At 66.9% G+C, this 26,627-nt stretch carries 23 protein-coding genes and 1 pseudogene; 10 read left to right on the forward strand and 14 right to left on the reverse strand.

Features of this window, described 5'->3' with window-relative positions; all coding sequences use genetic code 11:
• Window positions 1-76: 76 nt before the first annotated feature.
• Window positions 77-469, reverse strand: a complete 393-nt coding sequence (locus ACN20J_RS36350) for an ArsR/SmtB family transcription factor (RefSeq protein WP_266761022.1) — start codon at window positions 467-469, stop codon at window positions 77-79.
• Window positions 470-589: 120 nt separating this feature from the next.
• Entirely contained in the window at window positions 590-952 is a 363-nt protein-coding gene (locus tag ACN20J_RS36355; RefSeq protein ID WP_266761025.1) for an ArsR/SmtB family transcription factor, read from the reverse strand.
• A gap of 168 nt (window positions 953-1,120) precedes the next feature.
• Between ACN20J_RS36355 and ACN20J_RS36360 the strand changes: the two genes are divergently transcribed.
• The 3 genes from ACN20J_RS36360 (at window position 1,121) to ACN20J_RS36370 (ending at window position 4,267) form a co-directional block, all read left to right on the forward strand.
• Complete coding sequence (locus ACN20J_RS36360; RefSeq protein WP_266761027.1) at window positions 1,121-2,506, forward strand: NAD(P)-binding domain-containing protein; 1,386 nt, start codon at window positions 1,121-1,123, stop codon at window positions 2,504-2,506.
• A gap of 71 nt (window positions 2,507-2,577) precedes the next feature.
• Window positions 2,578-3,045, forward strand: a complete 468-nt coding sequence (locus tag ACN20J_RS36365) for an ArsI/CadI family heavy metal resistance metalloenzyme (RefSeq protein WP_266761029.1) — start codon at window positions 2,578-2,580, stop codon at window positions 3,043-3,045.
• 7 nt (window positions 3,046-3,052) lie between these two features.
• Complete coding sequence (locus tag ACN20J_RS36370) at window positions 3,053-4,267, forward strand: MFS transporter (RefSeq protein WP_266761031.1); 1,215 nt, start codon at window positions 3,053-3,055, stop codon at window positions 4,265-4,267.
• A gap of 519 nt (window positions 4,268-4,786) precedes the next feature.
• Here the strand turns inward: ACN20J_RS36370 and ACN20J_RS36375 are convergent.
• The 4 genes from ACN20J_RS36375 to ACN20J_RS36390 form a co-directional block, all read right to left on the reverse strand.
• Window positions 4,787-5,611 carry a hypothetical protein gene (locus tag ACN20J_RS36375; RefSeq protein ID WP_266761033.1) on the reverse strand — a complete coding sequence of 275 codons (825 nt, stop codon included), beginning with the start codon at window positions 5,609-5,611 and terminating at the stop codon, window positions 4,787-4,789.
• 463 nt (window positions 5,612-6,074) lie between these two features.
• A complete protein-coding gene (locus ACN20J_RS36380; RefSeq protein ID WP_419667584.1) occupies window positions 6,075-9,767 on the reverse strand; it encodes an NB-ARC domain-containing protein in 3,693 nt (1,230 codons plus the stop codon).
• A gap of 463 nt (window positions 9,768-10,230) precedes the next feature.
• Entirely contained in the window at window positions 10,231-11,412 is a 1,182-nt protein-coding gene (locus ACN20J_RS36385; protein ID WP_266761037.1) for an MFS transporter, read from the reverse strand.
• Window positions 11,405-12,247 carry a glycosyltransferase gene (locus tag ACN20J_RS36390; protein WP_266761039.1) on the reverse strand — a complete coding sequence of 281 codons (843 nt, stop codon included), beginning with the start codon at window positions 12,245-12,247 and terminating at the stop codon, window positions 11,405-11,407. The genes ACN20J_RS36385 and ACN20J_RS36390 overlap by 8 nt, the downstream gene beginning before the upstream one ends.
• Window positions 12,248-12,922: 675 nt before the next feature.
• Here ACN20J_RS36390 and nadA point away from each other — a divergent pair.
• Window positions 12,923-13,918: a quinolinate synthase NadA gene (gene nadA / locus ACN20J_RS36395; RefSeq protein ID WP_266761041.1), complete on the forward strand. Its 996-nt coding sequence runs from the start codon at window positions 12,923-12,925 to the stop codon at window positions 13,916-13,918.
• A 126-nt stretch (window positions 13,919-14,044) separates the two neighbouring features.
• Here nadA and ACN20J_RS36400 read toward each other — a convergent pair whose 3' ends face one another.
• The 7 genes from ACN20J_RS36400 to ACN20J_RS36430 all read right to left on the reverse strand — a co-directional run bounded on the left by ACN20J_RS36400 (window position 14,045) and on the right by ACN20J_RS36430 (window position 20,335).
• Window positions 14,045-14,512 (reverse strand): hypothetical protein, encoded by a 468-nt coding sequence (locus ACN20J_RS36400; protein ID WP_266761043.1) that lies wholly within the window; start codon window positions 14,510-14,512, stop codon window positions 14,045-14,047.
• Between the two features lie 575 nt (window positions 14,513-15,087).
• Window positions 15,088-15,903 carry an ExeA family protein gene (locus ACN20J_RS36405; RefSeq protein WP_266761045.1) on the reverse strand — a complete coding sequence of 272 codons (816 nt, stop codon included), beginning with the start codon at window positions 15,901-15,903 and terminating at the stop codon, window positions 15,088-15,090.
• 57 nt (window positions 15,904-15,960) lie between these two features.
• Complete coding sequence (locus ACN20J_RS36410; protein WP_266761047.1) at window positions 15,961-16,176, reverse strand: hypothetical protein; 216 nt, start codon at window positions 16,174-16,176, stop codon at window positions 15,961-15,963.
• The gene (locus ACN20J_RS36415; RefSeq protein ID WP_266761049.1) at window positions 16,173-17,531 is read right to left on the reverse strand and encodes a DDE-type integrase/transposase/recombinase; all 1,359 of its coding nucleotides are present in this window, start codon (window positions 17,529-17,531) and stop codon (window positions 16,173-16,175) included. The genes ACN20J_RS36410 and ACN20J_RS36415 overlap by 4 nt, the downstream gene beginning before the upstream one ends.
• Window positions 17,532-17,635: 104 nt before the next feature.
• A complete protein-coding gene (locus ACN20J_RS36420) occupies window positions 17,636-18,220 on the reverse strand; it encodes a DUF6431 domain-containing protein (RefSeq protein WP_323183213.1) in 585 nt (194 codons plus the stop codon).
• A gap of 15 nt (window positions 18,221-18,235) precedes the next feature.
• A complete protein-coding gene (locus ACN20J_RS36425) occupies window positions 18,236-19,357 on the reverse strand; it encodes a lipid II:glycine glycyltransferase FemX (RefSeq protein ID WP_266761051.1) in 1,122 nt (373 codons plus the stop codon).
• A gap of 510 nt (window positions 19,358-19,867) precedes the next feature.
• Window positions 19,868-20,335: a hypothetical protein gene (locus ACN20J_RS36430; protein WP_266761053.1), complete on the reverse strand. Its 468-nt coding sequence runs from the start codon at window positions 20,333-20,335 to the stop codon at window positions 19,868-19,870.
• A gap of 706 nt (window positions 20,336-21,041) precedes the next feature.
• Between ACN20J_RS36430 and ACN20J_RS36435 the strand changes: the two genes are divergently transcribed.
• The 4 genes and pseudogenes from ACN20J_RS36435 (at window position 21,042) to acs (ending at window position 24,686) form a co-directional block, all read left to right on the forward strand.
• Entirely contained in the window at window positions 21,042-21,605 is a 564-nt protein-coding gene (locus tag ACN20J_RS36435; RefSeq protein ID WP_266761055.1) for a DinB family protein, read from the forward strand.
• Between the two features lie 180 nt (window positions 21,606-21,785).
• Window positions 21,786-22,127: pseudogene (locus ACN20J_RS36440) on the forward strand (hypothetical protein); the annotation flags it as partial.
• Window positions 22,128-22,190: 63 nt separating this feature from the next.
• Window positions 22,191-22,511 (forward strand): hypothetical protein, encoded by a 321-nt coding sequence (locus ACN20J_RS36445; RefSeq protein ID WP_266761057.1) that lies wholly within the window; start codon window positions 22,191-22,193, stop codon window positions 22,509-22,511.
• A gap of 54 nt (window positions 22,512-22,565) precedes the next feature.
• Window positions 22,566-24,686: an acetate--CoA ligase gene (gene acs, locus ACN20J_RS36450; protein ID WP_266761059.1), complete on the forward strand. Its 2,121-nt coding sequence runs from the start codon at window positions 22,566-22,568 to the stop codon at window positions 24,684-24,686.
• Between the two features lie 407 nt (window positions 24,687-25,093).
• On the opposite strand, the gene ACN20J_RS36455 is transcribed toward acs, so the two are convergent.
• Window positions 25,094-25,474 (reverse strand): STAS domain-containing protein, encoded by a 381-nt coding sequence (locus tag ACN20J_RS36455; RefSeq protein WP_266761061.1) that lies wholly within the window; start codon window positions 25,472-25,474, stop codon window positions 25,094-25,096.
• Window positions 25,475-25,884: 410 nt separating this feature from the next.
• Here ACN20J_RS36455 and ACN20J_RS36460 point away from each other — a divergent pair, with 410 nt between their 5' ends.
• Together ACN20J_RS36460 and ACN20J_RS36465 are read left to right on the forward strand one after the other, a co-directional pair.
• Window positions 25,885-26,223 (forward strand): hypothetical protein, encoded by a 339-nt coding sequence (locus ACN20J_RS36460; RefSeq protein WP_266761063.1) that lies wholly within the window; start codon window positions 25,885-25,887, stop codon window positions 26,221-26,223.
• Between the two features lie 210 nt (window positions 26,224-26,433).
• A complete protein-coding gene (locus tag ACN20J_RS36465) occupies window positions 26,434-26,625 on the forward strand; it encodes a hypothetical protein (protein WP_266761064.1) in 192 nt (63 codons plus the stop codon).
• Window positions 26,626-26,627 lie beyond the last annotated feature (2 nt).

Below are 26,627 nucleotides of genomic sequence, written 5' to 3' on the forward strand. Positions count from 1 at the left end.
GCGCTGACCAGGGGGCCCTGAGCAGGCAACGCTCGGGGCCCGCGGCCCTTTCCGGCCCGGTGCCGCTGTGCCAGCGTCACGGCGACAGGGGCCCGGAGTTTTGTGCTTCTGAAATCGAGCTGATCATGGGCGCATCGGCCGGGTCGCGCTGGTGAAGTATCTGCATCAGCGCCGAACGGACCCCCGCTCCCATGCGGTAGTAGACGATGCGCCCCTCTCGCCTGTTCTCCACCAGCCCCATGTCTCGCAGCCGCTTGAGATGGTGGCTCACCGTGGACTGCGCCACTCCGACGTCGCAGATGTCGTGCGCGGCGACTTCCGCTCCCCCCAGTGCCGCCAGGTGGACCAGCAGTTGCAGGCGCACCGGATCGCCCAGTGTTTTGAAGACGCTGGCCCACCACACCGCATCCGCCGCGCTCAGCTGAAAGCACGCCACGTCGTCGCCAGGATTTGCGACCTCATGGGACATCTCTGCTCCTCACCCCAGCGCCGTCCGGCTGGGTAACCGGGTGAACGGGCACGGCACGGTCAGGGGCGGCTCAACCCTCGACCCACCGGCGTGCGCCGTCCGCTCGGCGGCCGGCTCGGATCACGCTGCTGCTGACAACAGACCGGCCATGCCTGCGAGCACTCCCGGCGCGACCCGGTAGTACACCCAGCTGGCCCGCCGGTCAGAGACCAGGAGACCCGCTTCGCGGAGTTTGCGCAGGTGATGGCTGACCGTGGGCTGCGAGACTCCGACATCCTGGATGTCGCAGACGCAGGCCTCACCACCGGGCTGGGCGGCGATCCGGGAGAACAGCCGCAGGCGGACAGGGTCCGACAGGGCCTTGAACATGGCGGCGATCTTCTCCGCGTCGGCCGCGGAGAGTTCCTCCTGCCCCAGCGGCTGGCAGCAGGCCAATGACGTGGTGGCGTCCTGAACGCCGGAGATTGAGACCAACTTCGACATGCCTCTATGTTGACACCTATCTAATCACCTGCCAATAGCTGAACGGGGACGCCTGTGCCCGAATGGGCATCGTTATTTCGATGAACCTCTATGTTGACGTACGTCGAACCCGGGTGCATGCTGATGACCAGAGCACATCGACAAACATCGAAACCGAGGAGAGCCACCGTGACTGCGCCCGCTGCCCAGGATCTGCCCGTCGTCGTCATCGGAGCCGGCCCCATCGGCCTGGCCGCCGCTGCCCACCTGCTTGAGCGGCAGCTGACACCCCTGGTCCTGGAGTCGGGCCCGGTGGCCGCCAGCGCGGTACGGGACTGGTCCCACGTCCGGCTCTTCTCCACCTGGGGAGAGCTCACCGACCCCGCCGCCGAGAAGCTGCTGGCACCCACGGGCTGGAGCCGACCCGACGCGGCGACCTATCCCACCGGCGGCGACTGGGCCGAGCGCTACCTGCAGCCGCTCGCCGACGCCCTCGGTGACCGCGTCCGCTACGGCGCCACCGTCACCGGCGTATCCCGTGCCGGGCGCGACCGCATCGTCGACGCCGACCGCGACAGCCAGCCCCTCGTCGTCCACCTCACCACCGCCGACGGCAGCGAGGAACGCCTCTTCGCCCGCGCCGTCATCGACGCCTCCGGCACCTGGACCACCCCGAGCCCGGCCGGCGGCAGCGGTCTGCCCGCGCTGGGAGAGAAGGCCGCAGCCGACCGCATCACCTATCGCGTCCCCGACCTCAACGACCCCGCCGTCCGAGCCCGCTACGCAGGAAGGCGCACCGCGGTCATCGGCTCCGGCGCCTCCGCCTTCACCGCGCTCGCGACCCTCGCAGGCCTCACCCAGGACGAACCGGGCACGCACGCCGTGTGGATCCTGCGCCGGGGCATCAGCGGCTCCACCTTCGGAGGCGGCGAAGCCGACCAGCTCCCCGCCCGCGGAGCCCTCGGCCTGGCCGCCAAGGCCGCCGTCGACAACGGCCACGCCGACGCCGTCACGGGCTTCCGCACCGAGGCGGTCGAACGGGACGACGACGGCCGCCTGGTCCTGATCGGCGAAGACGGCCGACGCCTCGACGCGGTCGACGAGGTCATCGTCCTGACCGGCTTCCGCCCCGACCTCTCCTTCCTCTCCGAGATCCGCCTCGGCCTCGACGAGCGCCTCCAGGCCCCGACCGCACTGGCCCCGCTCATCGACCCCAACGTCCACTCCTGCGGCACCGTCTACCCGCACGGCGTCAATGAGCTCTCCCACCCAGAGAAGGACGTCTACCTCGTCGGCATGAAGTCCTACGGCCGCGCCCCCACCTTCCTGGCCATGACCGGCTACGAGCAGGTCCGCTCCATCACCGCAGCCCTCGCCGGAGACCAAGAAGCAGCCGAACGGGTGGAGCTGACCCTGCCCGAGACCGGGGTGTGCGGCGGCGCCGGACTCTTCGACGAAGCGACAGCTGAGGAAAGCGGCGGCGGATGCTGCGCACCCGCGCCCGCCCTGGTCCAGATCGGATCGGCCGGAGCCGCCCTCCAGATCGGCAAGCCCGAGGCATCCGGCGGCTGCTGAACAACCTGAACCACAGCGCCCCGGCCACGCCCGGCCGGGCGCGCATCCTTCCTGCAGCAGGAGGAACCACCATGTCCCGCATACAGCTCGCCCTGCGCGTCCCCGACCTTGAGGCCTCGATCGCCTTCTACAGCAAGCTGTTTGGCACCGGGCCTGCCAAACTCCGCGACGGCTACGCCAACTTCGCCATCGCCGAGCCCCCGCTCAAGCTCGTCCTCATCGAAGGCACGGCAGGCGAGGACACCCGCATGGACCACCTCGGCGTCGAGGTCGAGACCACCGAGTCGGTACACGCCGCCACCACCCGGCTCGCTGAATCCGGGCTGGTCACCTTCGAGGAAAACGACACCACCTGTTGCTACGCCCTCCAGGACAAGGTCTGGGTCCACGGCCCCGGGCAGGAAAGCTGGGAGGTATACGTCGTCAAGGCCGACGCGGACACCCTGGCCAAGCAGCAAGGCAGCAGTTGCTGCACCCCCGACACAGCCGATGCCGACGCCAAGGCGGGCGAACCTGTCGCCGCCGGTGGCTGCTGCTGATCTCACGATGACCCACCTGCATACCGAGGCCGCGACCGGTACGAAGAGCCGCTCGCGGCCCCGCGCCGCTCTGCCCGCCCTCTGCGCCACCCAGATCACCAGCTGGGGAATCGTCTACTACGCCTTCCCCGTCCTGCTCCCGCACCTGACAGCGGACACCGGATGGTCCACGAGCGCCGCGACCGCTGCGTTCTCCGCCGCCCTCTTGGTTTCGGCCGGCGCCGGCATTCCCGTCGGGCGCATCCTCGACCGCCGAGGCCCGCGCACCGTCATGACCGCCGGATCCTTGCTCGCGGTCGCTGCCCTCCTGACCATCGCAGCAGCTCCGAACTTCTACGTGTTCGCTGCCGGCTGGCTCCTGGCCGGTGTCGCCATGGCCGCCACCTTCTACCAACCCGCCTTCGCTGCCCTCACCCGCTGGTGGGGACCCGACCGCATCCGCGCCCTGACCATCGTCACCCTCGCCGGAGGACTCGCCAGCACCGTCTTCGCCCCCCTCACCGCCCTGCTCGCGGACCACCTCAGCTGGCGCACCACCTACGTCGTGCTCGCGATCATCCTCGCCGCCGTCACCGTTCCCGCGCACGCCCTGGCCCTGCGTGCCCCCTGGCCTCCCGCACCGCCGTCCGCAGCGAACGCCAGCCGCACACCGATCGCCCGCAGCCGCCCCTTCCTGCTGCTCGTACTGGCCTTCACCTGTTCCGGCTTCGCCATGTACGCGGTCGTCTTCGGCATGGTCGCCCTGATGATCGAGCGCGGTGCCACGCCCTCAACGGCCGCCTGGGCACTGGGACTCGGCGGAGCCGGCCAGACGCTGGGCCGTACCCTCTACGCCACCCTCAGCCGCACCACCAGCGTCACTACCCGCACCGCTGTCCTGTTCGCGGCGGGCGGAGCCACCACGGCGGCCCTTGCCCTCGTACCAGGCCCCATCCCGCTGCTGATCCTGCTCGCCGTACTCGCGGGAGTCGTACGCGGCAACCTCACACTGCTCCAGGCAACCGCCGTCAGCGACCGCTGGGGAACCACAAACTACGGCCGCCTGTCCGGACTCCTCATCGCCCCGGCCACCGTCGCGGCGGCCCTCGCGCCCTGGGGCGGCGCAGCCTTGGTGGGACGGCTGGGCGGATACGACGGATTGTTCCTCTTGCTTGCCGTCGGTTCTGCCCTGGCGGCCGTGCTGGCGCTTGCCTCAGGGCCCCGCACGGCATCCGGCGCGTAGCGGCCACAAGCGAGGGACCAGAGGAGGCGAAGCCGGACGCCACTCGGCAGACTGCGCGCGGTCCATAGGATCTAATGGTCTGGCGCAGGCGGGACAGAGACCGATCAACACCGATCGACAGCGCCGCTTCGGATCCGCGTTGCCCTCGACCCTGGATGGTTGTGCATGACTCCTGCCTCTCCTCATCTCGAAACTGACCGACCCGTACAAAAGACAGCAGCCTCGCCGCAGCATCACGATCTGTTTCTCCAGCCGCACTACACCGTCGATTTGCCGCCCTTGGATGAGGAAGACGACGCCTTCTCACCGCCTCCGTCGGCCCAACGGCGGCGCGCAGCTACCCGAGGCCGGTGACTGGAGCCTCCCTATCGCGCTGGACAGCGTTCTGCCGGCCGGGCTGGGCCCCGGTAGCCCGGAGGAAGAGGCACTCTGAACTACAACTGCGACAGCAGTTCTGGCACCAGCGGTTCGACTATCCCCATGCAACAGACAACGAGCTACGGTCATTCGGGAATCGTCTTACGCTGTTCTTGGTTGCGTGTTGTTGAGGTAGTGCCTGGCCGCCTCGATGAAGTTGGCCGCGGCGTTTGTGAAGCTGTCGCGATGTTCGCGTGAGGTCTGAGGTGTGCCCTCATCCTTGGAGGATACATCCCACAGCAAGTCGGCGGCTTGATCCTCGGTCAGAGCCCCAACTGCAACGGCTGAGGCGAGAGCCGACTCTGCTGCCTCACATGCAGCAAGCCACGCTTCGCCGTACTCACCCATTCTTTCTGCGCGGACCTGGCGATCGGCATCATGAAGCGAGCGATGCGTTATCGGGATCGCCCGCGCAACGTCGTGCACCCTGAGAACTGCTGTGTGGGCGCGCCGAAGCTCGTCCACATGCCCAGTCACTAGGGTTCTCCACGATTCCAGGATCTCACCCTGCTCATAGAGCACGTTCGCGAGTTCAACAGCACGCTGTGTCACTGAACGCGCGGCAGCCAGTACTTCTGATGGGCCTTCGAGCTCGACTGCCGTGATTGCCGTATGCAGATGGTCAAGTGGCCCCCGCAGCGGCTCTGGAGTATCGCGACCGGCACGCCCCTCAGCTGGAACCATCGCACGCTGAAAGGCATCGGAGGCTGCGATGAACCCGACGTAGGCAGCCCGTTGAGCGGCGCGGTTCTGCTGTTCGAGGGTGGCGGCGTACTGAGTTTGAGCTGTGGTGACGGCAGCGCGATAGGTGGCCTCGGCCTGGGCATGGCTTCCCTTGGCCTGTATTCGTGCCGCCATTAGTGTGCCGATGATGCCCAGTGCCACACCAGCCAACGCAGCGCCAGCGCTCAGTAGCTCGGAAGTCATTGAGGCGGCACCTTCGTCACGGCGTAATGGGTAGATTCCGGAGGGCTGCCGCCCGCGCCGCCATGATGTCTCAGCCCGGCAACGTAGTGCGCAGTCTGCTTCTGGCGCAACCGTTCTGCAAGTGCGGCCAGAAACCGAGTTGGCTCTGGCCGCGCTCGCGCAACGCCTTATAGCCGATGCGCTGCCGCGTTATACCAAGCCACTCCTCGACGGCGCGCACCCCCCTCCCGACTCAGATGCGACGAGCGCCTCTGGGCGGCTCCGCGCCCCAACCCCCTCAACGTCAGCCCGCGCCACGCGTTGCCTGTTCATCTAGGCGACCGCGACGCTTGGCGCGACCAGCACTTCTTCGCCGTATTCGTCGACGAGCGCTGGCCCACGCTGGCAGCGTTAGAAGGCCGTGTCATGGCCCGGGGCCTCCACCTCGGTGGGACGCTTGCGACCATGCCAACCGTCGGCCCAGTCACCGTTTGCGCCGTTTGCGGCCCGGCTTACGGTGGGTGTGCCGAGGGGGTTCCGTGTGGTCCCACGCCACGAATGCGGCCGTCAGTAATCCCCCTGTGGCGGCCGTGTGGAAGTGCTCCGCGAAAGCCTGGTCTGAGGTGAACGCGGGCCGCCGCTCGGCTGGCTCCTCCAGTTCGAATCCGAAGCCGTACAGCACGAGCACGCGGCGCTTTGTGATGGCCGCCTGGTGCCACTGGGAGGGAAGGCTGGTCAAAGCGCGCGCCCAAACGGTGCCGTCCGAGTCTCGTAATTCCAGGCGGTTGGCGCGTCGGCGTAGCCGCCATCCGGGAGCGGTGGGGGTGGTGAGAGCCTCGGGGACGATGCGCCGAAATCCTGCGCCACTGATCCTGTGGACCTGGTACTCCATGGGAGGTCCGCCGTTGGGAGCGGCAGTCAGCATGTGGAGGGGCTCCATCAGCAAGATGGGCGTGCCTGTGGTGTGTGTCTCGTCACCGCCCGTCAGGGGCCCGCGGTTGATGCCGATCTCCTGGAAGGGAGTCTGGCCGCTCAGTGCGCAGTGGACAACGACGCGAGCGTCGTCGACGATCCGGCGGAAGTACGCCCGCTGCTGAAGGGGCATCCGGTCCAGATCGAAGAGGCTCTCCCCGGCAGCCTGAACGAGGTCATGGATCTGCGTGCTGGCAGTGGTCTTGATCCGGTCCACCAGAGCCTGCAGCAGCCGTTCCCAGGGTGCAGAGGGGTCGATGCCATGTTCGTCGAACGGGTTGGCGCCCAGTTCATGCATCAGGGGAAGGAATGCGTTGGTGTCGTTGTGGGCTGCGGCATCGACGGCCTTGAGCAAGGTGAACCGTGCCCGCTCGTGGTCACGCAGTGCGGCATCGAGGTGCTCGACGCCGCACTCTGCCAGCACGCGGCGCAGCAGAGCTGCGGCTTGGTCGTCGGTGAACTGGATCCAGGTCAGGGCGCAGGCGAGACCGACGTTGTGGACGAAGTCCTGGACGGAGGAGCGGTACAGAGAACGAGGTCCGGTATAGGCGAGGAACTTCTCGAACTCGGCTTCGGCCTCCTGCCAGCGGTGCTGGTAGACGAGTGCTTCGATGAGGTGGCGCTGGACTTCGGCTGCCTGGAAGGAGTGTGCTTCCTGGGGGACGTGGAGCAGGCTGCGGGCGGCGTTTTCGGCGCCTTGGATATCACCGTCGTCGAAGAGGCGGGCGATCCGGTCGGCTTCGATCAGTTCGGTGACCGCCGGGGTCTGAGGCAGCTGGACGGTCAAAGCGGTGAAGGCATCCAGCAGGGTCTGCAGACGCCTGTCATCGGGGTGTTGATCGGTGAGGTTCTGCAGGACCAGACGGACCTTCGTGGCCAGGAGTGCGGCGGCTGATTCGCCGGCGTCGTCGTTACGCAGCCGGTCGATGTAGTCCACGAGCGGGGGCAGGAGGGCCAGGGCCTGGTCTGCGGCGTGGATGGAGTCCTGGCGCGCGTACATCTGGGTCAGGGAGATGCGAGTCTGCGCGATCAGCAGCTCGTTGGGCTCGGCCATCTCCTCAAGCCAGTCAAGTTCCAGGTGCAGCAGTCGAAACGCTCCGTCGATCTGCCCCTGGATGTGCTCGAATCCGGCGAGGTTGCCGATCAGGAGCGCGGTGTCGTTGTTCTTGACCGCCTTGTCCTGGATGTGGCGCACCAGGGCCGCCGCGTGCTGGGCGACCTCCCAGGCCCGGTCGCCGTCGTCGGAGTCCATCGCGGCGCTGAGCCAGCGCGCTGTGTGGAAGGCGCTGTGAGAGAGCGCCTTCTCAACTCGTGCGCCCCGCGTGAGACGTTGGCGGAGCAGATGCTGCAGGACGGTGTTCATCGACACGGTGTCGTCGCTGCCCGCGAACTCGGAGAAGCGCGACGGAATCGGCTCGGCGTAGCGGACAAAGGACACCTGGGTCAGTGCCCGGATGATCTCCCTCACCGGGACAGTGGCTTCGTCCAGGACGACGGCTGCCTTGCCGTCGGGGACGACGTGGGGTGGGATGAACGCGGACGCCATGGCCAGGTGCATGGGAATGCGCTGGGATGCGAAGTGGCAGATGTAGCCCAGGAGTTCCCGGACCTGGTGGGGAAGCTCGGTGTCACCGGCAGTGTTCTGGGTCAGTCGCTCCAGGCTCAGCTCGACGGCGGCGGCCAAGGTGCGTGGATAGCCACCCAGGGGTTTGGAGTCGCGGTCGGCCAGGGCCCGGTCGAGCAGGCGGGAGCGGTAGTGGTCGACACGCTCGACGGGGATATTGCACGTGCGCATGTATCCGCAGGCCAGCTCGATGGCCAGCGGCCATCCCTCCAGCGTTTCGGCCAGCGCGTCCAGGCCTTCTTGGTGGGCTGCCGCTGTCTCGTCGTTCAGCAGCAGACGGCGGGTCAGGAGTTCCACCGCCTGGGCGTGGCTCATTCGTGAGATGCCGATGCGAGGGGTGGTGTGCCAGCCGGCGCTGTCGATGGATGTGAACAGCACATCACCGCGACCCAGCCGTGGGATCCACGGGTCGGCAGAGGCGGGGGAGGCGTCGTCGAAGACGATCAGCCAGCGGCCGGGGAGCGCTGCAAGCAGTTCGTGGACTTGCTCGCGCACGTAGGGGGCGCTCGCGGACACCGGGCTGTCCTGCGAATGCCCGTTCAGGTGTCCCCAAACGCGCCGGAAGGAGGCGGCTAAGGACTCTTCCGTTGCGGCCTCAACCCAGAAGACAAGGTCGTACTGGTCGGCGTGTTCTGCGACGAATGCGGCGGCTGTGCTCGACTTCCCGATCCCCGACAGCCCGGACAGCACGCAGGAGTTGACCGACCGGCTACGCGGGTTCGACGGGGTCAGGGCCTCGGCGAGGTCAGCGAGCAGGCGCGGACGGATGACGTCGGGCACCGCCGGAAGGGGTCCGAAAACGGAGCCCCAGTCCAGCCGCCCCAGCGCTTGGGCCAGTACATCGTCGTCGACCAGAGCCTCTTCGGTGAAGTCCGCGATCGTCCAGTACGCCTCGCGGGGGTCGGCTGCGCGACGCATGATGTCGGCGATGAGGTGCCCGGTGATCAGGCCCGCCGAGCGGCTGCCCAGTCCTGCGCGGTGGCGGGCCCGCCTCTGGCGCAGCCGCTCGTGCAGGTCCTGGCGGATGTCTTCGGTATTCCTGGCGTCGAACACGACCCTGGCCCGGGCCAGCCGTTCCAGTTCCTGCTCGGTCAGGGTCTTCAAGCGGGCCGTGGCCGACGGGGCCCTCTCCAGCAGTCCAGCCAGCACCTCCTTGAGCTGACGGGGAGACGGAAGGGGTGCATCGAGGGCTTTGGCCAGTGCCCGGCAGTTGCGGTCGGGCAGCGCGGCGGTGATCAGCTCATACCTCTCGGCCTCGACCTTGGAGACCAACTCGGCCAGGATCATGAAGGATTCCGGGGCGCTGACCTGGCGTCCCGGCGAGGCGCTCTTGACCTGTGCGGCCAGCACACAGTCGCCGACCTGGTCCACCAGGTCGAAATCGACCACGTCGACGGCCGAGACTGACGTCCGGTCAGCTGGGCCCTCGATGCGGCATCCATGTACCTGTGCGCGGTCGGAGGCAGTCAGCATCGCTTCGAGCGTGCGCAGGTACTGGTACTGAAAACCTCGGGCAGCCAGCCGACCGCCGTCCATCCGCGCCATCGAACCCCCTGATTGTTCAACGCAGCCCAGATACAAGGAGGTTAGCGAGCAGCACTGATATCTGCCGTGCTGTTCTCGGCGCGCACAAGGCGACCGACACATTCCGGCCTAGTGTGCCGGAGGGCTTGCTGGTCCGCCCACGTTGAGGGCGGAAGGGATGGCGCGGCGGGAAGCTGGTCATACGGTCGGTCGTTCGGTAGCGGCGACATTGCGAGGTCGCTGAGGCCCTTCTGCACGCACACGCGCTGCCTGGCATGGCCAGGGAACCTGGTGAGGACCCGACCGGTCCCGCCGAGCTTGAAGGTGCACGATGGTGCCCGCTCCACCGCAGTACTCAACGGTTGAGGCGCAACGCGATCCCTCTCTCCTTCTCTGCGCGGGAAAACGCCAAGAACAGAGCTTCGGCCCAGGAGACGACGCGAGGAGCAAACCTCACGGTCTGACAGGCGACATCGGAAGGCATCAGGTATTGGGAAACCGACGATGTTGATCGGTGACGTCATATGCCCTCCATGCGCCTACGAATGAGCACATACGCGGGATAGCAGGCCGTGATTGCTATGATGAGCGCGATCAAGACAAACGAGATTCGTACCGAATATATCCCGCTGACCAGTCCTATGGTTGGATTTGCGAGCAGTGAGCCCGCCGCGCTGCCCGTCGCTACTATCGAGATGCGACTGGCTGAACCGCCCTTTTCTGATATCGCGGCAATCTTCAGGATGTCCGGATATGCAATACCCATCGCTGCGCCGAGCAGGAACAGCGCCAGCAAGATAACCGCAACCTGCTCGGAGTGGATAGCAGTCAGGAGAGATATGACCGCAAGCGGGCTCAGGAGCACGAAGAGGAAGAAGATCCCATGCTTCCGACGTATTCGGTCTCCGGAGAAACGTACTAGCAGTCCTCCTAGCGCGTAGGTGGCATAAGCGGCTCCCGCGTATCCGTGGAATCCAGCGGCCTCATCGACGAAAGTCGAATGCCAGGTATTGACGGCAGACTCGACGAATAAGACAGCCATCCCCATAAGCGTCAGAGAGACAAGCCCAAGGTGCGGGAATGAGGAAGAATCATACTTGTTCTCTCTGGATTCTCGTCTTCCATTTTCCCTGCTACGTAGAGAGTTGGGACGGAAAACCAGTAGGGCGACGGACGCGGTGACGGCCATAGAGGTACAGAAGAGCCATACACCAAGATCCAGTTGCTCCGCCACGAGCGCGGAGAGGCCGGCTATTATCACGCCCGCTGAAAAATACCCGTGGCACGATGCGAAGATTGGGGAGCCGCTGTACTCCTCTATCTCGTGCGCTCGACTGTTGGATTCGACTTGAAGGATCGCGGAGAGCACCCCCAGAAGTGCCAAACACGCACCCAGTATCGCCTGGGACGGTGAATATACCAAGGCGATCGTAGTGAGCGGAAGGGTGAATAGTGCCGCACTGAAGACTCGGTGCCTGACCGCATCGGAAATCATTCCAGCATACAGCCGTAGGCTGATCAGCGAGGAGACGGGATAGACGGTGAGCAGCAGACCCCAGGAACTGGAGGGAATGTCTAGTCGCTGTTGTGTGACAGCAACATTGGAGTACCACGAGCCAAGCGGGAAGCTCGTCGCGAAATATGACGCCCTAATCAGGAGGACGTCTCCCTTTGTTTCACCGGCCCAGCGTCGTTCAGTCAAGCCACCAGCCAAGAATTGCCTCCAAGCCGTATGCGACATTGTCATTGTGCGAACCGTGAGGGAGGCTGCTGGCCGCGGTGTAGCCATGGCGATAACTCGCGGCCAAGAGAGATTCAGCTATACCTTGGGGTTCAAGTGAAGGGAACGGGAACGAAAGCGGAAGCGCATCGACGAATTGTGCGATCGACGGAATATCATGCCACGCAATCCTGAGGTTGCGGTTCCCGAATCGCAGCGCCTCCAGCACGGACAGCGGTGCTCCTTCGTAGCGGGACGCGAAGACCGCGACCTCAAGAGAGGAGTGGCGCAGGAGAACCCGAGGCAGGAGGTCATCGAAGGTGCGTATCGCCGTCACAGATGACTCTGGCAGGTCGGCGATCGCCGCGTCTATTAATTCGACATACTTTTCTGACGCGAGCTCCTGGGGCATCAGAAGGACCAGGTGCCAGTCTTCTGGCACATCGACACGGTCGAGAAAAATGGCGAATGCAGGGACTAGGGCATCAAACCCCTTCTGGGCGTTGCATCGCCCCCAGGAGAATATGATCCTCTTATGAGAAGGAATTCCCCAGCTGCTGAGCGCAGACTCTTGCACTTCAGGCGACTGTTCGGGGACTTGGAAGCTTCGAGCTGGTATCGCGTTCACGAACGGAGCGAGTTGTCGTGGCTGGCAACCATACTGCTCGACCAGCATGTCCCGAAAGTAGGGGCCAATGTAGCCAAATCTGTCCTGGGGGTGACGGGCCATGTTCTCGAACGCCTCGTGTTCCCAGGTCTTCCTGCGCGATTCGATTGAATCGGCGAACGCATACCCGAGACTGTGGGCGACGTACACGATTTGCACATTACTGCAGTCCTCTAGAAAGGCCCGCACGCCCAGAAACATGAGACCGTGTACTAGCACGGTGACTCGATCGTGCTGCGTGCTGAGCTCCCGTATGGCGCCGGCCAGCGATTTGCTCATATCCCGCCAGCGGCCAGGATCGCTATGGGACCAGATTCCGCTCAGGCTTGAGGAATCGGGGCCATCGATCCAGATGAGCCCCCCTCTCCGCGACCGGCATGCCCGCTCGACTGTCGCATGGACTGCCTCGGAATAGTCAGCAGATTCGGGAGGGAGATACGGACTAATGGCATACATCGACCAATTTGACGTCCCTAGTACGTCGACCCGATGGTCGATTTCGTCCAATTCCTCGAAGAGCCAGTGGACGACGCTCCCTAAGCCACTTTGGAGAGTCACTAAGCCATCGACAGCGGCCACAACGAGAGCGTGGGAACCCGGAACGCCGACAGTCATATCGCCTCCTCTTCGCCGAGCGAAAATCATTCCCGCGCTTGACGCAGACAAACGCAACCAACTAATCAAGCCAACGTGACCCATATCACAATATCCGGCCGGCTGGTGCGGTGTTAACGTGCTAAATCGGCTGGCCTCAATCAAGGCCGCACCCGTGCTCGTGAACTGACTAACACCTGAACTGCTGTCGTCCATCAGGGAGGGAACGTCATGACATTACCGAGTTTCTACGAAGATGTGGTCCCGGATGAGGCGTGGGCATCGGAGGTCAAGCGACTCGCCCGGGAGCAGAATGCCGTGATCTTGGCCCACAACTATCAGCTTCCCGAGATTCAGGACATCGCGGACCATACCGGCGACACTCTGGCGTTGAGTCGTATCGCGACGAACAGTTCGGCGGATAAGATCATCTTTTGCGGTGTCCACTTCATGGCCGAGACGGCCAAGATCATCGCTCCGCATAAATCGGTTCTCATCCCTGACGCTCGCGCGGGCTGCTCGCTCGCTGACTCGATCACGGTGGATGAGCTGCGGGAATGGAAGAGTGAATATCCGGGCGCCGTGGTCGTTTCGTATGTCAACACAACGGCCGCTGTAAAGGGCGAGACCGATATCTGTTGCACATCTTCCAACGCCGTGGATGTCGTCGCGTCGATTCCAGCGGACCGTGACGTTCTCTTCTGTCCCGATCAGTTTCTCGGCGCCCACGTAAAGCGGGAGACTGGCAGGCAGAACATGCATATCTGGGCAGGCGAGTGCCACGTGCATGCCGGGATCAATGGCGCCGAGCTCTCCGCGCGTGCCGCGGCCAAGCCCGACGCCGATCTGTTCATACATCCTGAGTGCGGGTGTGCTACCTCGGCCCTCTACCTGGCGGGAGAGGGAACGGTGTCGCCAGAACGGGTGAAGATCCTTTCCACGGGCGACATGGTCCAGGCGGCACGGTCGACCAGTGCCGAGTCCGTACTCGTGGCCACTGAAGTCGGCCTGCTGCATCAACTACGCAAAGCTGCGCCTGAGATTGACTTCCAGGCGGTCAACCCGCACGCCACATGCCGGTACGTAAAGATGATCTCTCCTGGGGCCCTGCTGCGGTCCCTCCGCGAGGGGAAAGACGAGGTCATCGTTCCCCAGGACGTCGCCGACCGAGCCCGCAACGCTGTCGAACGGATGCTGGCCATAGGCCGCCCTAAAGACGGCGTGTGAGCACCGGCCCCACCGCCACCTCGCTCGGGAACGACCGCCACGCTTACTCATTACCGCTCTACGGATTCCGCGTGAGCCCTCAGGCTCCGCAACCTGGAGGTTCACCCCTGCCCCGCCGTTATCGCCCTACGAGTTCCTGATCACTGACCCGTCGCTGTTCACGAACTCCCGGCAAACTCTGAGCGGGGCGACGTCGACGAAAGGACTCAGGTGGTCGGCCGCCTTGAGTGCGGCGGTGCTGCGGTGGATGCCGTAGCGGACCAGAGAGGGGGCGGCGGGTCGGGTGGCGAGGATGAGGTCGATACGCCTCTCGCCCCACGGGTCGGGGTCGCCCTGGCCGTCTCGCCAGTGCCCTACCGTCGCGTGTGGGGGCACTCTCAGGTGGGGTGCTGCGTCGACCATGAAGCCGCGGCGCAGCAGGTACTCGGTCTGCCGCCGGTCGGCCAGCTGCTTGCCTCCGATCGTGCCCTCCAAGACCTGGTACTCCAGGTCGTCGTGGTCCTGGTCGCGGTACGCCTCGTCGTCGTAGTAGCGCAGCTGACCGTCAGGGCCAGGGACTTGAGCGGCGGAGAGCGCGTTGAAGTCACCCAGCACGAAAAGCCGACGGGTTCGCGGAATCTCACAGGGGTTGATGAAGGAACCCAAGGGTCACTCGCCCAATTATGGTATCCAGCACGTGAGTTCGTGGCCGGATCAAGGGATGGCGATGGCGAGTCACTGCCTACTGCGGGACTGCCGACTCGCGGCGCCTGGTGGCACAGACGTCGCGAGCTCGCACTGGGTCTTGTGCCTGCGACCCCCTGTTGGCCGTTTCCAGCCGGTCCAGAATGACGTAGGCGTGGCGTTCAAAGTCGTGATCTTCACGGGGCCGGGCGTAGGGGAAGATCCCGGCTGCAGCCCACAGCCAGACAGCGTCGATCTCGTCGTGCCGTACGTGCCCGGCCTCGCACCTGCCTCGCTTTGGCGGTAGCCGCTGAGGAAGGCTTCGCGGTCCTCGGGGGCGTGGAGTTCGCGGTCCCATAGTTTCGCGAAGTCCAGGAGCGGTGATGTTGAGCGACGCTGAAGATGTGTATGAGGGCGACGTGCTGGTTGTCGACGGAGTGGTGTGAAAGGACCCCGGCGGCCGTCAGGCCGCCGGGGTCTTCGTGGTCACGGTGTCGGCTTCGTGGTCACTCTGTCGCGTGGGTCTCGGTGATGGCGAGGCGGGTGGAGGACTCGTCGACGATGCTCTTCTCGTCGGCGAACGCGGCGATGAGGGACTGCAGGGCGATGTTGTTGACCGAGCGGGGCAGGCCGCGGCTGGTGAGGTGGATCAGGTCCACGGCGTCGTCGGAGAACAGCGGGTCCGACCGGCCGGCGATCGTCAGATGGTGCTTGATGTAGCTGGAGGTCTCCTCCTTGTTCATGGTCGGCATCTGGTAGCTGATCGCGATCCGCTGGTCCAGGGCCGCCAGGACGCCGTGTTTCATCCGTTTGCGCAGGGTCGGCTGGCCGATCAGCAACACCGCGAACGGCGTCGTGGAGTCCATGTCGTAGTTGGTGAGCATGCGGATCGCGTCCAGCTCCTGGTGATCGAGGAGGTGCGACTCGTCGATCACGACCGCGGGGGTGCGTCCGCGTTCGTCGACCTCGGCGGCCAGCGCGGCGGACGCCTGAGCTGCGAGAGCGGCGGACTGGTATTTCGGGGTGCCGCCCAGGCTGGTGACGATGCGGTCGTAGAGGCCGCGCATGCCGACCTCCGGGTTGGGCTGGTAGATCACGGTGAAGCGAGCCGGGTCGAGCGAGGCGACGGCGCCCTTGAGGGCGACGGTCTTGCCCGCGCCGACCTCGCCGGTGACCACGCCGATCGCCTTGTTGTTGATGCACCACGCGATGCGGGCCGCGGCCTCCCGGTGGGAGTTGTGCTGGTGGAGCATCGAGGGGGCCAGGTCCCTGCCGAAGGGGACGCGGGTGAATCCGTAGTAGCCCTGGACGCGGTCGATCAAGGAATCCTCCTGGGGCAGGGGCAGAACTCCGCCTGGACGGCGGCAAGTTCGGCCGATTCATCGGGCGGCCCGCTGCCCGGTCCGGACGGCGAGACGGACCGCGCGGAAAGCGGTGCGGACGGCGGGAGTGTCGAGGGGGCCGGCGTCCTGTTCGACCCGGCGGCAGCAGACCTCCGCCAGGGCCAGGGCCCGGTCGGCCGGCTCGCGGGGCGTGAGCATGAACAGGTCGGGCTCGGGATCGAAGTACAACTCCTCGGCCCGGGTCGGCTTCACTGCCGGCCCCGCGAATCGTCCATCAGGGACGAGTAGTTGATGCCCCTGGCGGTGTTCGCGGTGTGCGCCTCGTCGAGGATCTTGAGGTAGTCGATCCCGGTCGGTGCCGCCGGCTCGGCCGGCGTCTCCGGGCTCGCCTTGGGATGGGCATGGCGGCCGACGTGGTGCGGGACCGCCTTGCCCAGGGCCTTGCCGGAGGCCCGCACCTCGATGTCGGTCAGGTCGAACGGGTCGAAGACCAGCTCGATCCTCATCCCGGCCAGCGACGGGTCAACCTCGTAGGAGTTGCCGTGCAGCGACACCGTCGCAGTCTTCGTCACCGTGCGGAACTCCGACCACAAGAACGCCTCCCGCAGATCCGCCGTGGACGGCAGCGGCAGCGGCTTGGGAATCGAACCCAGCCAGCGTTCGATCGGCGGCTGCCCGGTCTCCGAGTGCACCGCGCGGTGATAGACCGTCTCCACCCACGCCGTGAACAGCCTGTTCAGCTCGGTGAGATGCGTGATTTCACCGACTCTCCTGTCGTCCAGCTCGACGAGGAACTGATCCCTGACGGTGCGGAAGAACCGTTCGATTTTGCCCCGGCCCTGTGGCCGTCCCGGACGGGAGTGGGTCAGCCGGATCGCCAACGACGCGCAGGCCCTCAACAGCCACGTGTCGACGAACGCGGACCCGTTGTCGACATAGATCGCCTCCGGGACCCCGCGGGCCGACAGCGCCGGCCGCAGCGCGGCCGCGAGGCGGACGGTGTCCTCGGCGAACCCGAACCGGTGCCCCACGATCGCCCGGCTGTGATCGTCAATGAAGGCGAAGAGATACGTCTTCCTGCCGCCCAACTTCGGCCCGTGCAGGGCGTCCCCCGTCCACAGTTCGTTGGCGCGGGACGCCTCGAACCGGCCGAACACGCTCGTCTCGCCCCCGCCGGTGCCGGTCAGCCCGGCGTTGACGAAGTGCCGCTGCAGCGTGCGCTCGGTCGGCGACCAGCCCTGCGTGGTCCGCAGGATCCGCTGGATCTGCGCGGCCGTCCGGCCAGGGTTCTCCCGCTTCAGCGCGGCCGCCAGCTCCAGCACCTCCGGCGGCGTCCGGGGAACCGCCTTGCGCGGTTCGGGGACCAGCGCGGCGAACCCGCCGCCGCGGTAGTCCCGTGTCCACCGGTCGATGGTGCCCCGGGACACCTTCACCTGCCGGCCGAACGGGTCCGTATGTTCCTTCTCCGCCAACTCCCTTGCCAGACGCCCGCGTTCACGGGTCGTCATGACCGGGTCGAGCAGGTCCTGGATCAGGGCATAGCGGAACAGGCCGACCTGCCGGGCCTTCTCCGCCCGACGGCGGTCCTCGTCCTCACTCGATGCCATGCGCGGGCTCACCTCGCATCTCGATGCGTCTCCGTCTCCGCGCGGACGGACACGATCAAGACTTCCGGCGCCTCCGATCGCCGCCCAGGGGCGGCCCGTGTTGATCAACTAGCAGGAAGAGAGCAGGCCAGAACGCGTCCTGTTATCGCGCGGCCGGCGAACTCCCACCGCGACACGGTGTTCATGTGGGACCACTTCGTCGTGGCCGCCCGATGGGCGGCCACGACTGCCGAGACGGCGTCCGCCAGCGGAGTCCCGGACGGATCGGGCATCACGGGATCGTCGGCGAGCGCGACCAGGGCGACGGTGAAGTACCGGCGAACGTCCTCGGCCCGGCTCGTGAAGCGTCGGATCCAGCCGCGGACCGTGCCCTCGGCCAGGCCCAGATGCACGGCGACCTGGCGGTGCCCCATGCCCAGGGCCGCTATCTCCAGCCCGGCCCCGATCACCTCGGCCGCATCCGCCCGGCGCGGCCAGATCACCTCCGGCAGCAGCACGTGCGTGACCTGGCAGCCCGAACACCTCGACCGGCGAGGACGTACGAAGAAACGAGCCCCGAGATCACCGCGTACTTCCCGCGGCCGCCCGTGCCCCCAGGGTGTGAGGACCGCACTGCAGGCCGGGCAGGTCAACCGGCCGGTCTGCAGCTGGCGTTCCACGCTCACCGGATCGGTGTCGACGATCAGCACGGGGAGGCCGCAGGCTCAGCGTCGGGACATGTAGAGGTCGAGGGCCTTGTGGAGCGTCTTGTTGAGCGGAAAGTCCCACTCGCCGAGGTATTCGACGGCCTCGCCGCCGGTGCCGGACTTGAACCGCAGCAGTCCCAGCAGGTGGTTGCTCTCCTCCAGGGTGTCGGTGATGCCGCGGAAGTCGTAGACACCGGCGCCGAGCGCGTGGGCATCGGTCATCATCCGCCACTGGATGGCGTTGTTCGGCTGGACCTCGCGCTTGCGGCTGGTGGAGGCGCCGTAGGAGTACCAGACGTGCTCGCCGACGGTCAGCATCGTGGCCGCCGCGAGCACCTCGCCCTCATGATGGGCGAGGTAGAGGCGCATGCGGTCGGGATCCTCAGCCGTCAGCGCGGTCCACATCCGCTGGAAGTAGGCCAGCGGGCGGGGCATGAACCGGTCGCGCTCGGCGGTCTCCACGTAGATGTCGTAGAAGGCGGGCAGGTCCTCGTATTCGCCTTGGACGACCTTGACGCCGGCCTTCTCCGCCTTCTTGATGTTGCGGCGCCACTGCTGGTTGAGGCCCCGCTGGATCTCGTCCAGGGACCGCCCGGCGAAGGGCACTTGGAAGAGGTAGCGCGGCTGGCCCGCGGCGAAGCCGTCCTCGCCTCCGGGCTCGGTCTGCTGCCAGCCCATCCGGCGCAGCCGGTCGGCGATGTCGAAGGCCCGCGGCTCGTGCACGGTGGCCTCCACGTCCCGCAGCCGCCCCGCCTGCGGGTCGGCGATCGCCGCCTTGACCGCCTCGGCACTCCAGCGGCGGGCCACCACAGGCGGCCCCATCTTCACCGAGAACGCCCCCTGTTCCTTCAAGTACGCGAGCATCGGCTCAAGCCACCGCTGAAGATCCGGCGCAGCCCAGTCGATGACCGGCCCCTCGGGCAGGTAGGCGAGGTACCGCTTCAGCTTCGGCAACGGCCGCAGCAGTACCAGTCCCACGCCAACGAGACGGTTGCTCTCGTCGAACCAGCCCAGGCTCTCCGCCCGCCAGTCCGGCTTCACATCGCCCCACGAGGGAACCTGCATGTGGCTCACCGACGGCCGGGCCCGGACGAAGGCCAGATGTTCCTCACGGGTGATCGCCTTCAGGTGAAAGCTCATGCGCAGCACTCCTTTGATCGACGCACAAGCCTACTGAGGTGTACGACACGTCCAGGTACTTCGTGCACACGCTGTCGTCGTGCACGAAGCAGGCACAGGCTTCCCAGCAAGATCACAAATCATGCTCATCGCGCGTGTCGCGAACCCGATGCTTCATCAACATGCAGAGCGTCGTCCAACAGGTGACCGGCGGCGGCATGTTCGAAGTCGAGCAGCTACATCTGGTCGCGGGGGTTGTGTGGACGTTCCGCCAGCCCATATTGCCGTAGAGGAGGCACACGCGACCTCCGGGAATGGCAGTGTGACCACGGGTGAAGAGCCGGTCGCTGATCTTCCGGACCCGCTCGGACAGCGGCTGGAAAGAGGGCGCTCCTTGCGGTTCAACCCTGGCCGTTGGGGATGTGGGGGCAGCGGGTCCGGGTAGCGGCGTCGTTCCGCAGCCAGGGCGCGGGCGGGCACGCGACTCGGCCCCGGCCTGCGACAGGCCAGGCGTGTGCGGTCACGGCAGGTTCAACCGGTCTTTCCGCCGCGCCGGATGTCGGCCCGCGCCCAGGCTGCGTCCCACTGTTCCATGCGCCGCCGGTCCAGGCTCGCCCGTGCGGCGAAAGCGCCGCCTACCGCGGCGCCGCTGGTGATCACCACAGCCAGCGCGCCCGCCAGAGCGGCCTGCAGTTGCGCCTCCTCGTGCGTGACGGGCTTCGACGTGAGGTGGCCGTGCTCGTCGGTCCATACGGTGGCCGGGGTCCCGGCGGGGGTGTCGGGCCGTACCTTGGTCTGGCCGGTGTGTGTCGAGCCGTCCGGGGCGCGCCAGCGGACCGCTGCCCACACCCGGTCGTCGTCGGCCGCGCTCACGGACGGCTTGTCCCTGGCGTCTTCGATGAGCTGGGCGGAGACCGCCTGGCGCTCCGTCCGCTGCCGGTCGAGGTCCTGCTCCACGGCGGTCTGCGTCGCGAGGCCCGCCAGGAGACCTCCCGCCACCGCGAGGGTCCCCGCGGTGAGAAGGATCCAGGCTTCGATGATGTCGCTGCGCCGCCTGAGCGGGTTACGTCTCCACCGCCACAGCCGAACCCTCGTGCACCGTGTTCGCGTCGCCACCCGTCGACACCCCCTTTGCCTGCGCCGGCATGCCTCCTACGTCAGTGTCCTCCCCGGAGCGCACTAAGGCTCCCGCACGGGCCGCGGCTGGGACCTTCCAGTAAGGAGGGATGACGGGGATCGCCAGAGGTGTGAACTGACAGGTTCTGTGATCAGCCGACTGCCATCGACCGCCGCGATGGAGGGGATGGGGTAGGCCACCCTGGGTGAGGGGGCGCGGCGGGCCGCAGACTGGCTGGATGGCATAGATGGACGTCGGCGTGCTGTCTGTGAGTCTTCGCCATCTTCGAACATGCAGGTCGGAGGCTCTGGCGTGGCGCTCGCTCGGGATACTCATGCTGGTCTCGGGCGGGAGTCTGCGGTCTTGGTCATCCGTCATGTCATCGGTCGAGGCTGTCATATTTGGGTTATTTAACCCAGCCCGGCCAGTCGGGTTGTTAATGTCAATCAGCCGCTCGCGGCGGCGCGGCCCGAAGGGCACATCAGCCCCCAGCGTCATCTCCCGGTGCGGTACGCTCTCGCGGCCCACGGCCGGCGACGGCGTCCGCGAGGGGCGCAGCCAGGTCTCCGTCGTATGTAGTGTGCGGAAATGACAAGAAGCGAGCGGCTCGCGGAGCAGTTGGACTGGTACTGGCGCAAGAACCTGCGGCCGCGGCTGGACGGTCTTGCCGATGAGGAGTACTTCTGGGAGCCGGTGCGCGGCTGCTGGAGTATTCGCCCGCGTGGCACGTCGGCCGCACCGATGTCGGCAGGTTCGGGGGAATGGACGATGGACTCCGCGTCCCCTGGGCCGGTGCCGGCGCCGGTGACCACGATTGCCTGGCGGCTGGCGCACATCATCGTCTCGTGCCTGGGCTATCGGGTCGGATGGTACTTCGGCGGCCAGGACGTCGACTCCGAGACATTCGCTTACGCGGGGACCGCTGACGAGGCGCTAAAACAGCTCGATGAGATGTATGGGAGATGGAACGCGGGGGTCCGCGAGCTCTCGGACGCTGACCTGGACAATCCGCCCACGGTGGGTCCCGAGCGGTTTCCCATGGAGAACAGGGTCCTGCACGTCAACAGGGAGCTGATCCATCACGGCGCCGAGATTTCCCTGCTGCGGGACCTCTACCGCTGGCAGGACGGAGCCCTACCGCGCCGAATATGACTTTCCGGTAACCGGCGATCGAGCCTCGGAAACCTACGTGGACTCCGTGACGCTCCGTGGCTGCGAGCTTCACTCATTTTCGGCATGGCGCGCCCGCCCTCTGCCGGCCGCGTACGGTTGACCTGGGCCAACGCCGGGGACCCGGCGCCGCTTCTCATCCCCTGACACGGCCGGGCACGGTTTGTGGCCGACGGCCAAGGCATCCCGCTCGGAGTGGACTCAAGCGTGCTGCGGGACCCAGCGGCCGCCACGCTGCTCACCGCAGGCAGCCTCTTCCTCCTTTACACCGACGGTCTCATTGAGCGGCGCGGGTCGCTCCCTCACCCAGCGATGACATCGCTGTGCTGGCGCTGTGGCATGCGTCCGCGTCTTACTGATCGCACTACCCGAGCCCGCTGGACGCCGGATGGTCAACGCGCCCTTTCCCGTCGCGCGGCTTGCGGGGGAGCCGTTCGGCGAGGACGGCGACCTGGCTGTGGGCGACATCGTCCGGCGCGGGACACCGGCCAACCTCCTTCCTAGGCGGGACCCGGCAGCCCGCAACGTCATGGTGCCTTCCCCCATGGCCGGGCGGAGAATGGTGGTATGGCTCTGCTCGCCGGTGGGGCGGTGGTCGCGATGACGCAGCAGTACCTGGTCGGGGAGACGTCGGTGCTCCTGGCACAGTTGCAGGCGTCGGGCGCCGATCCGATGGTCGTACGCGAGCTCGCGCGGCTGCGCCGTGAGGCGGAGTCGGGGCCGGTCAGCAGGCTCGGCTCGGTGGCGCTGCGCGCGCTGGAGCTGACCGACGAGCTGTGCCGGGACTCGCTGCGGCAGGGGGACGTCCACGCCTTCGTCAGCCAGTGCGCCTGCGGCGCCGACCTGCGTGAGTTCTGCGTCTGCGCGCGGCTGCTGACCGACACCTAACGATCCCGGCGCAGATGGCCCTGTGCGCCGCCCCGGTCATTCCAGGAGAGGTTGATGTCGATGGCAATCGAACCGGAGCCGCAGGTGTCGCAGGCGCAGATCGCGGTCCACTGGCGTGAGGAGGGGTACTACCGGCCCCCGGCGAAGTTCGTCGCGCAGGCCAACGCCGGCGACCCGGCGATCCTCGAACGGTTCGGCGAGGAGTACTTCCCCGAGTGCTTCAAGGAGTACGCGGACCTGCTCAGCTGGGACTCCTACTGGCACACGACGCTGGACGCGAGCGATCCGCCGTTTTGGAAGTGGTTCGTCGGCGGCCGTCTCAACGCCTGCTACAACTGCGTCGACCGACACCTCGCAGGCAGCCGGAACAAGGCCGCCTTCATCTGGGTGCCCGAGCCCGAGGAGGCCGCGCCGCAGGCGATCACCTACCGAGAGCTGTACCGGCGGGTGAACGAATTCGCTGCCCTGGTGCGGGACTTCGCCGGTGTGAAGACCGGTGACCGGGTCACCTTCCATCTGCCGATGGTCGTCGAGCTGCCGGTGGCGATGCTGGCCTGCGCCCGGCTGGGTGCCATCCACTCCGAGGTGTTCGGCGGGTTCTCCGGCGCGGCGTGCGGCGACCGGATCGCCGACTCGGGCAGCCGCGTGCTGGTGACCATGGACGGCTACTACCGGAGCGGCACCCTGGTCGACCACAAGGCCAAGGCCGACGAGGCCGTGGCGTCCGCGGCCAAGCGCGGCCAGAAGGTCGACAAGGTGCTCGTCTGGCGCCGCCACGCCGGAACGTACGCCTCCGACAGCCCGATGGTCGAGGGCCGGGACTTCTTCGTCGACGAGTTGCTCGACGGCTTCCGCGGCCACACCGTGGCACCAGTGTCGATGCCGGCCGAGGCCCCGCTGTTCCTGATGTACACCAGCGGGACCACCGGCCGGCCCAAGGGCTGCCAGCACTCCACCGGCGGTTACCTCGCGTACGTCGCCGGCACCTCGAAGTACTACCAGGACATCCACCCCACCGACACCTACTGGTGCGCCGCCGACATCGGCTGGATCACCGGACACTCGTACATCGTTTACGGGCCCCTCGCGCTCGGCGCGACCAGCGTGCTGTACGAGGGCGTGCCCAACTACCCGGACGCGGGCCGCTGCTGGCGCATCGCCGAGCGGCTCGGGGTGAACATCTTCCACACCGCGCCGACCACCATCCGGATGCTGCGCAAGCTGGGCCCGGACGAGCCGGCCAGGTACGACTACCACTTCAAGCACATGACGACGGTGGGCGAGCCGATCGAGCCGGAGGTCTGGCGCTGGTACCACGACGAGGTCGGCAAGGGCGAGGGGGTCGTCGTCGACACCTGGTGGATGACGGAGACCGGCGGCTTCCTGGGCGCCACGCTGCCGGCGCTGCAGCCGATGAAGCCGGGCAGTTGCGGCCCGGGCGCGCTGGGCATCTACCCGGCGATCTATGACGAAGAGGGTGAACTGGTCGAGGCGGGCAGCGGCGGGGCGGGCAACATATGCATCCGCAATCCGTGGCCCGGTGTCATGCAGACCGTCTGGGGCCAGCCCGAGCGGTTCATCGACATCTACTACCGCCGCTACTGCCGCGACGCGGAGAGCACGGACTGGCGCGACTGGCCGTTTTTGTGCGGGGACGGCGCGGTGCAGGCCGCCGACGGCTACTTCCGCATCCTGGGCCGCATCGACGACGTCATCAACGTCTCCGGACACCGGCTCGGCACCAAGGAACTCGAATCCGCGACGCTGACCGTCGATGAGGTGGCCGAGGCCGCCGCTGTGCCGGTGATGGACGAGGTGCGCGGCCGGGCCGTGGAGATGTACGTCGCCCTCAAACCCGGCCTGACCGCGAGCCCGGAGATCGAACGCAAGGTGGCCGGCGCCATCGAACGCGAGATCGGCAAGATCGCCCGGCCCAGCAGCGTGTGGATCGTGGCCGACATGCCAAAGACCCGCTCCGGGAAGATCATGCGCCGGGTGATCGCCGGGATCTCCAACTTCGCGGACGTCGGCGACGTCACCACCCTGGCCAACCCCGAGATCGTCGACGACATCCGCCACCACGTCCAGAGCCAGAAGCTCGCGCGCGGCCAGGTCCCCCGGGAGCTCTCGCCCGGGGAGGCCAAGGAAATCCAGGCGTTCGGCGGGGCTGACTAGTCCGACGGCTCGCAGTTGCAAGTGGCGCACCGCAGCTCATGGGACGCCACCGTCGTCACGGGGCTGCGGCCGTCGTCCACAGTGCCACCACGACCACCACCCCGGCTGCTGTCACCATCGCGGCTCGCGCAGCCACCCGACCGCACCATCCTGCCGATCCGATCCGATCCGATCCGTCCAACGGCGGGAGCGGGCCCAACGGGTCCGGCGCAGGAGCGTTGGCCGCCAGCCGGTACGTGCCCAGCGGTGCGGCTGGAACGCAGGGTGCCAGTACGCCGGCCTCGTCTGGATCCATGTCCGGCCCAGCAACGCGCACCCGGCGCAGAAACGCTCCTGTCAGCCCGATGCACGCGCGGCTGCCCGGTCGACGCAGCACCGGTGTAGGGCCACTGACAACCCGGGTGTGATCATCTGCCGGGGCCCACGCCGTCAGCGTCCTCAGCCTTCCTCCGCCCGGCCACAGCCTCACCGACGGTGGCATGCACGTCCAGAACCGCATCCGTACCGGTCAGCGACAACAGTCCCCACATCATGCCGGGCACGTTCGCCAGCGCCAGCGAACCGCCCCCCTCGACAGCCCAGCGGCTCAGCGCCAGGAGCTCGTTCAGGCCCGCGGAGTCGAAGAAGTCCACCCCCGACAGGTCCAGCACCAACCGCCGGCGGCCGTCGAACAACGCGTGGACGCGGGGCCGGAACGTGGACGCGCTCACGTAGTCCAAGTCACCCGTAACCAGGGCGACGACACAGCCCTGCGCGCCGTTGCCCACGCTCAGTTCGATCTCGGCCACGTCTGCACCCTCTCCACGGTTCGTGCCGACCACGCCCCGATCACAGGACGAGACGTCGACACCACTGCACTGGCCTGAACGGGCATCTCCGCCCGTTGAACCGCCTCTCCTCGCGCCCGCTCCCGAGCCTCCGGCCCCACCCGCGGCGCCCTGCCCCACCCCGCCCGTACGGCGGGCATCCTCGCGGCGAACCAATGGAAACCACCGGATCACCAACGCGACAATGCGCTCATGGCACGCCCGCGTGGCGGGGAATGACCGAAATACTGCCGCTGGAGCGCGACAACGGAGACTACCGAGCGGACTGCGTCACACGCCACGGCACCCAGGAACTGATGGTCACTCAGGCAAGGGCGAGGAATGCCCCAACACGGAGATGGATACGGCGCCGGCCCGGCGCGGGGACGTCAATGGAGATCGTGGTCATCCGGACGCGTGTGCTCGCCGAGACTTCCGCTCAGGTGTGGATGGCCGTCAGCGGAACGCTCGGCCCCACCACGGAGCCTCGCCTGCGGCAGGAATTGCGCGCCCGTGACGACGGTCAGCGCAGCGAGTTCTACGTCGATCTGAGGGAGCTCCGCTGCGGCGCGGACATGCCGGCCGAGGCCATTGGGAGGCTCTTCGCGTTCAGCTTCGACGCACGGTTCCACCTCATCGGCGCCCCCGAGGAGATCCGCAGGTGCGCCGCGGGCGATCCACGCTTCACCCTGCACGCCACCGTGGAGTCGGCCTGGGCCATGTGGGAGTAAGCCCCCCAACCGCAGTCGCGAGGATCCCGTGCCGTCCGACCGCCACGTCCGCCACAACCAGACTCGGCGCGCCGGGCTGGTCCGGGCCCGTGATGAGGCTGGTCCTCTTCAGCTGCTTGCTGCTCAGGGTCTGCACAGAGCTACAATTGAAGAGTTCTTCAATTGGTTAGTTGCGGTGATCGTTAGGTTGTCCAGAGCGCGGAGGTCGGGGTGGGCGGGTTCGCCGAGGCAGTTCTGGAGCGGGCACGCGGGGCACGAGACGGTCTTGAGGCCGCGCACCTGGCCCAGGGCGCCTTTGCGGTGACCGGGGCGGCCGACGGGCTGGACGACGTGCTGCGGCTGGCCCGCGGGCACGGCCTCGGTGTCGAGGTGGCGGGAACGGACGCGAGAGGCGCGGGGTGATC

The organism is Streptomyces sp. 2-1, assembly GCF_048564895.1.
Lineage (GTDB): Bacteria > Actinomycetota > Actinomycetes > Streptomycetales > Streptomycetaceae > Streptomyces > Streptomyces phaeochromogenes.

Bases quoted from the DNA above. Each gene is read 5' to 3' on its own strand.
- ACN20J_RS36350 (WP_266761022.1), bottom strand. From the start codon at position 469: ATGTCCCATGAGGTCGCAAATCCTGGCGACGACGTGGCGTGCTTTCAG.
- ACN20J_RS36355 (WP_266761025.1), bottom strand. From the start codon at position 952: ATGTCGAAGTTGGTCTCAATCTCCGGCGTTCAGGACGCCACCACGTCA.
- ACN20J_RS36365 (WP_266761029.1), top strand. From the start codon at position 2,578: ATGTCCCGCATACAGCTCGCCCTGCGCGTCCCCGACCTTGAGGCCTCG.
- ACN20J_RS36370 (WP_266761031.1), top strand. From the start codon at position 3,053: ATGACCCACCTGCATACCGAGGCCGCGACCGGTACGAAGAGCCGCTCG.
- ACN20J_RS36375 (WP_266761033.1), bottom strand. From the start codon at position 5,611: ATGACTTCCGAGCTACTGAGCGCTGGCGCTGCGTTGGCTGGTGTGGCA.
- nadA (WP_266761041.1), top strand. From the start codon at position 12,923: ATGACATTACCGAGTTTCTACGAAGATGTGGTCCCGGATGAGGCGTGG.
- ACN20J_RS36415 (WP_266761049.1), bottom strand. From the start codon at position 17,531: ATGGCATCGAGTGAGGACGAGGACCGCCGTCGGGCGGAGAAGGCCCGG.
- ACN20J_RS36425 (WP_266761051.1), bottom strand. From the start codon at position 19,357: ATGAGCTTTCACCTGAAGGCGATCACCCGTGAGGAACATCTGGCCTTC.
- ACN20J_RS36435 (WP_266761055.1), top strand. From the start codon at position 21,042: ATGACAAGAAGCGAGCGGCTCGCGGAGCAGTTGGACTGGTACTGGCGC.
- ACN20J_RS36445 (WP_266761057.1), top strand. From the start codon at position 22,191: ATGGCTCTGCTCGCCGGTGGGGCGGTGGTCGCGATGACGCAGCAGTAC.
- acs (WP_266761059.1), top strand. From the start codon at position 22,566: ATGTCGATGGCAATCGAACCGGAGCCGCAGGTGTCGCAGGCGCAGATC.
- ACN20J_RS36460 (WP_266761063.1), top strand. From the start codon at position 25,885: ATGGAGATCGTGGTCATCCGGACGCGTGTGCTCGCCGAGACTTCCGCT.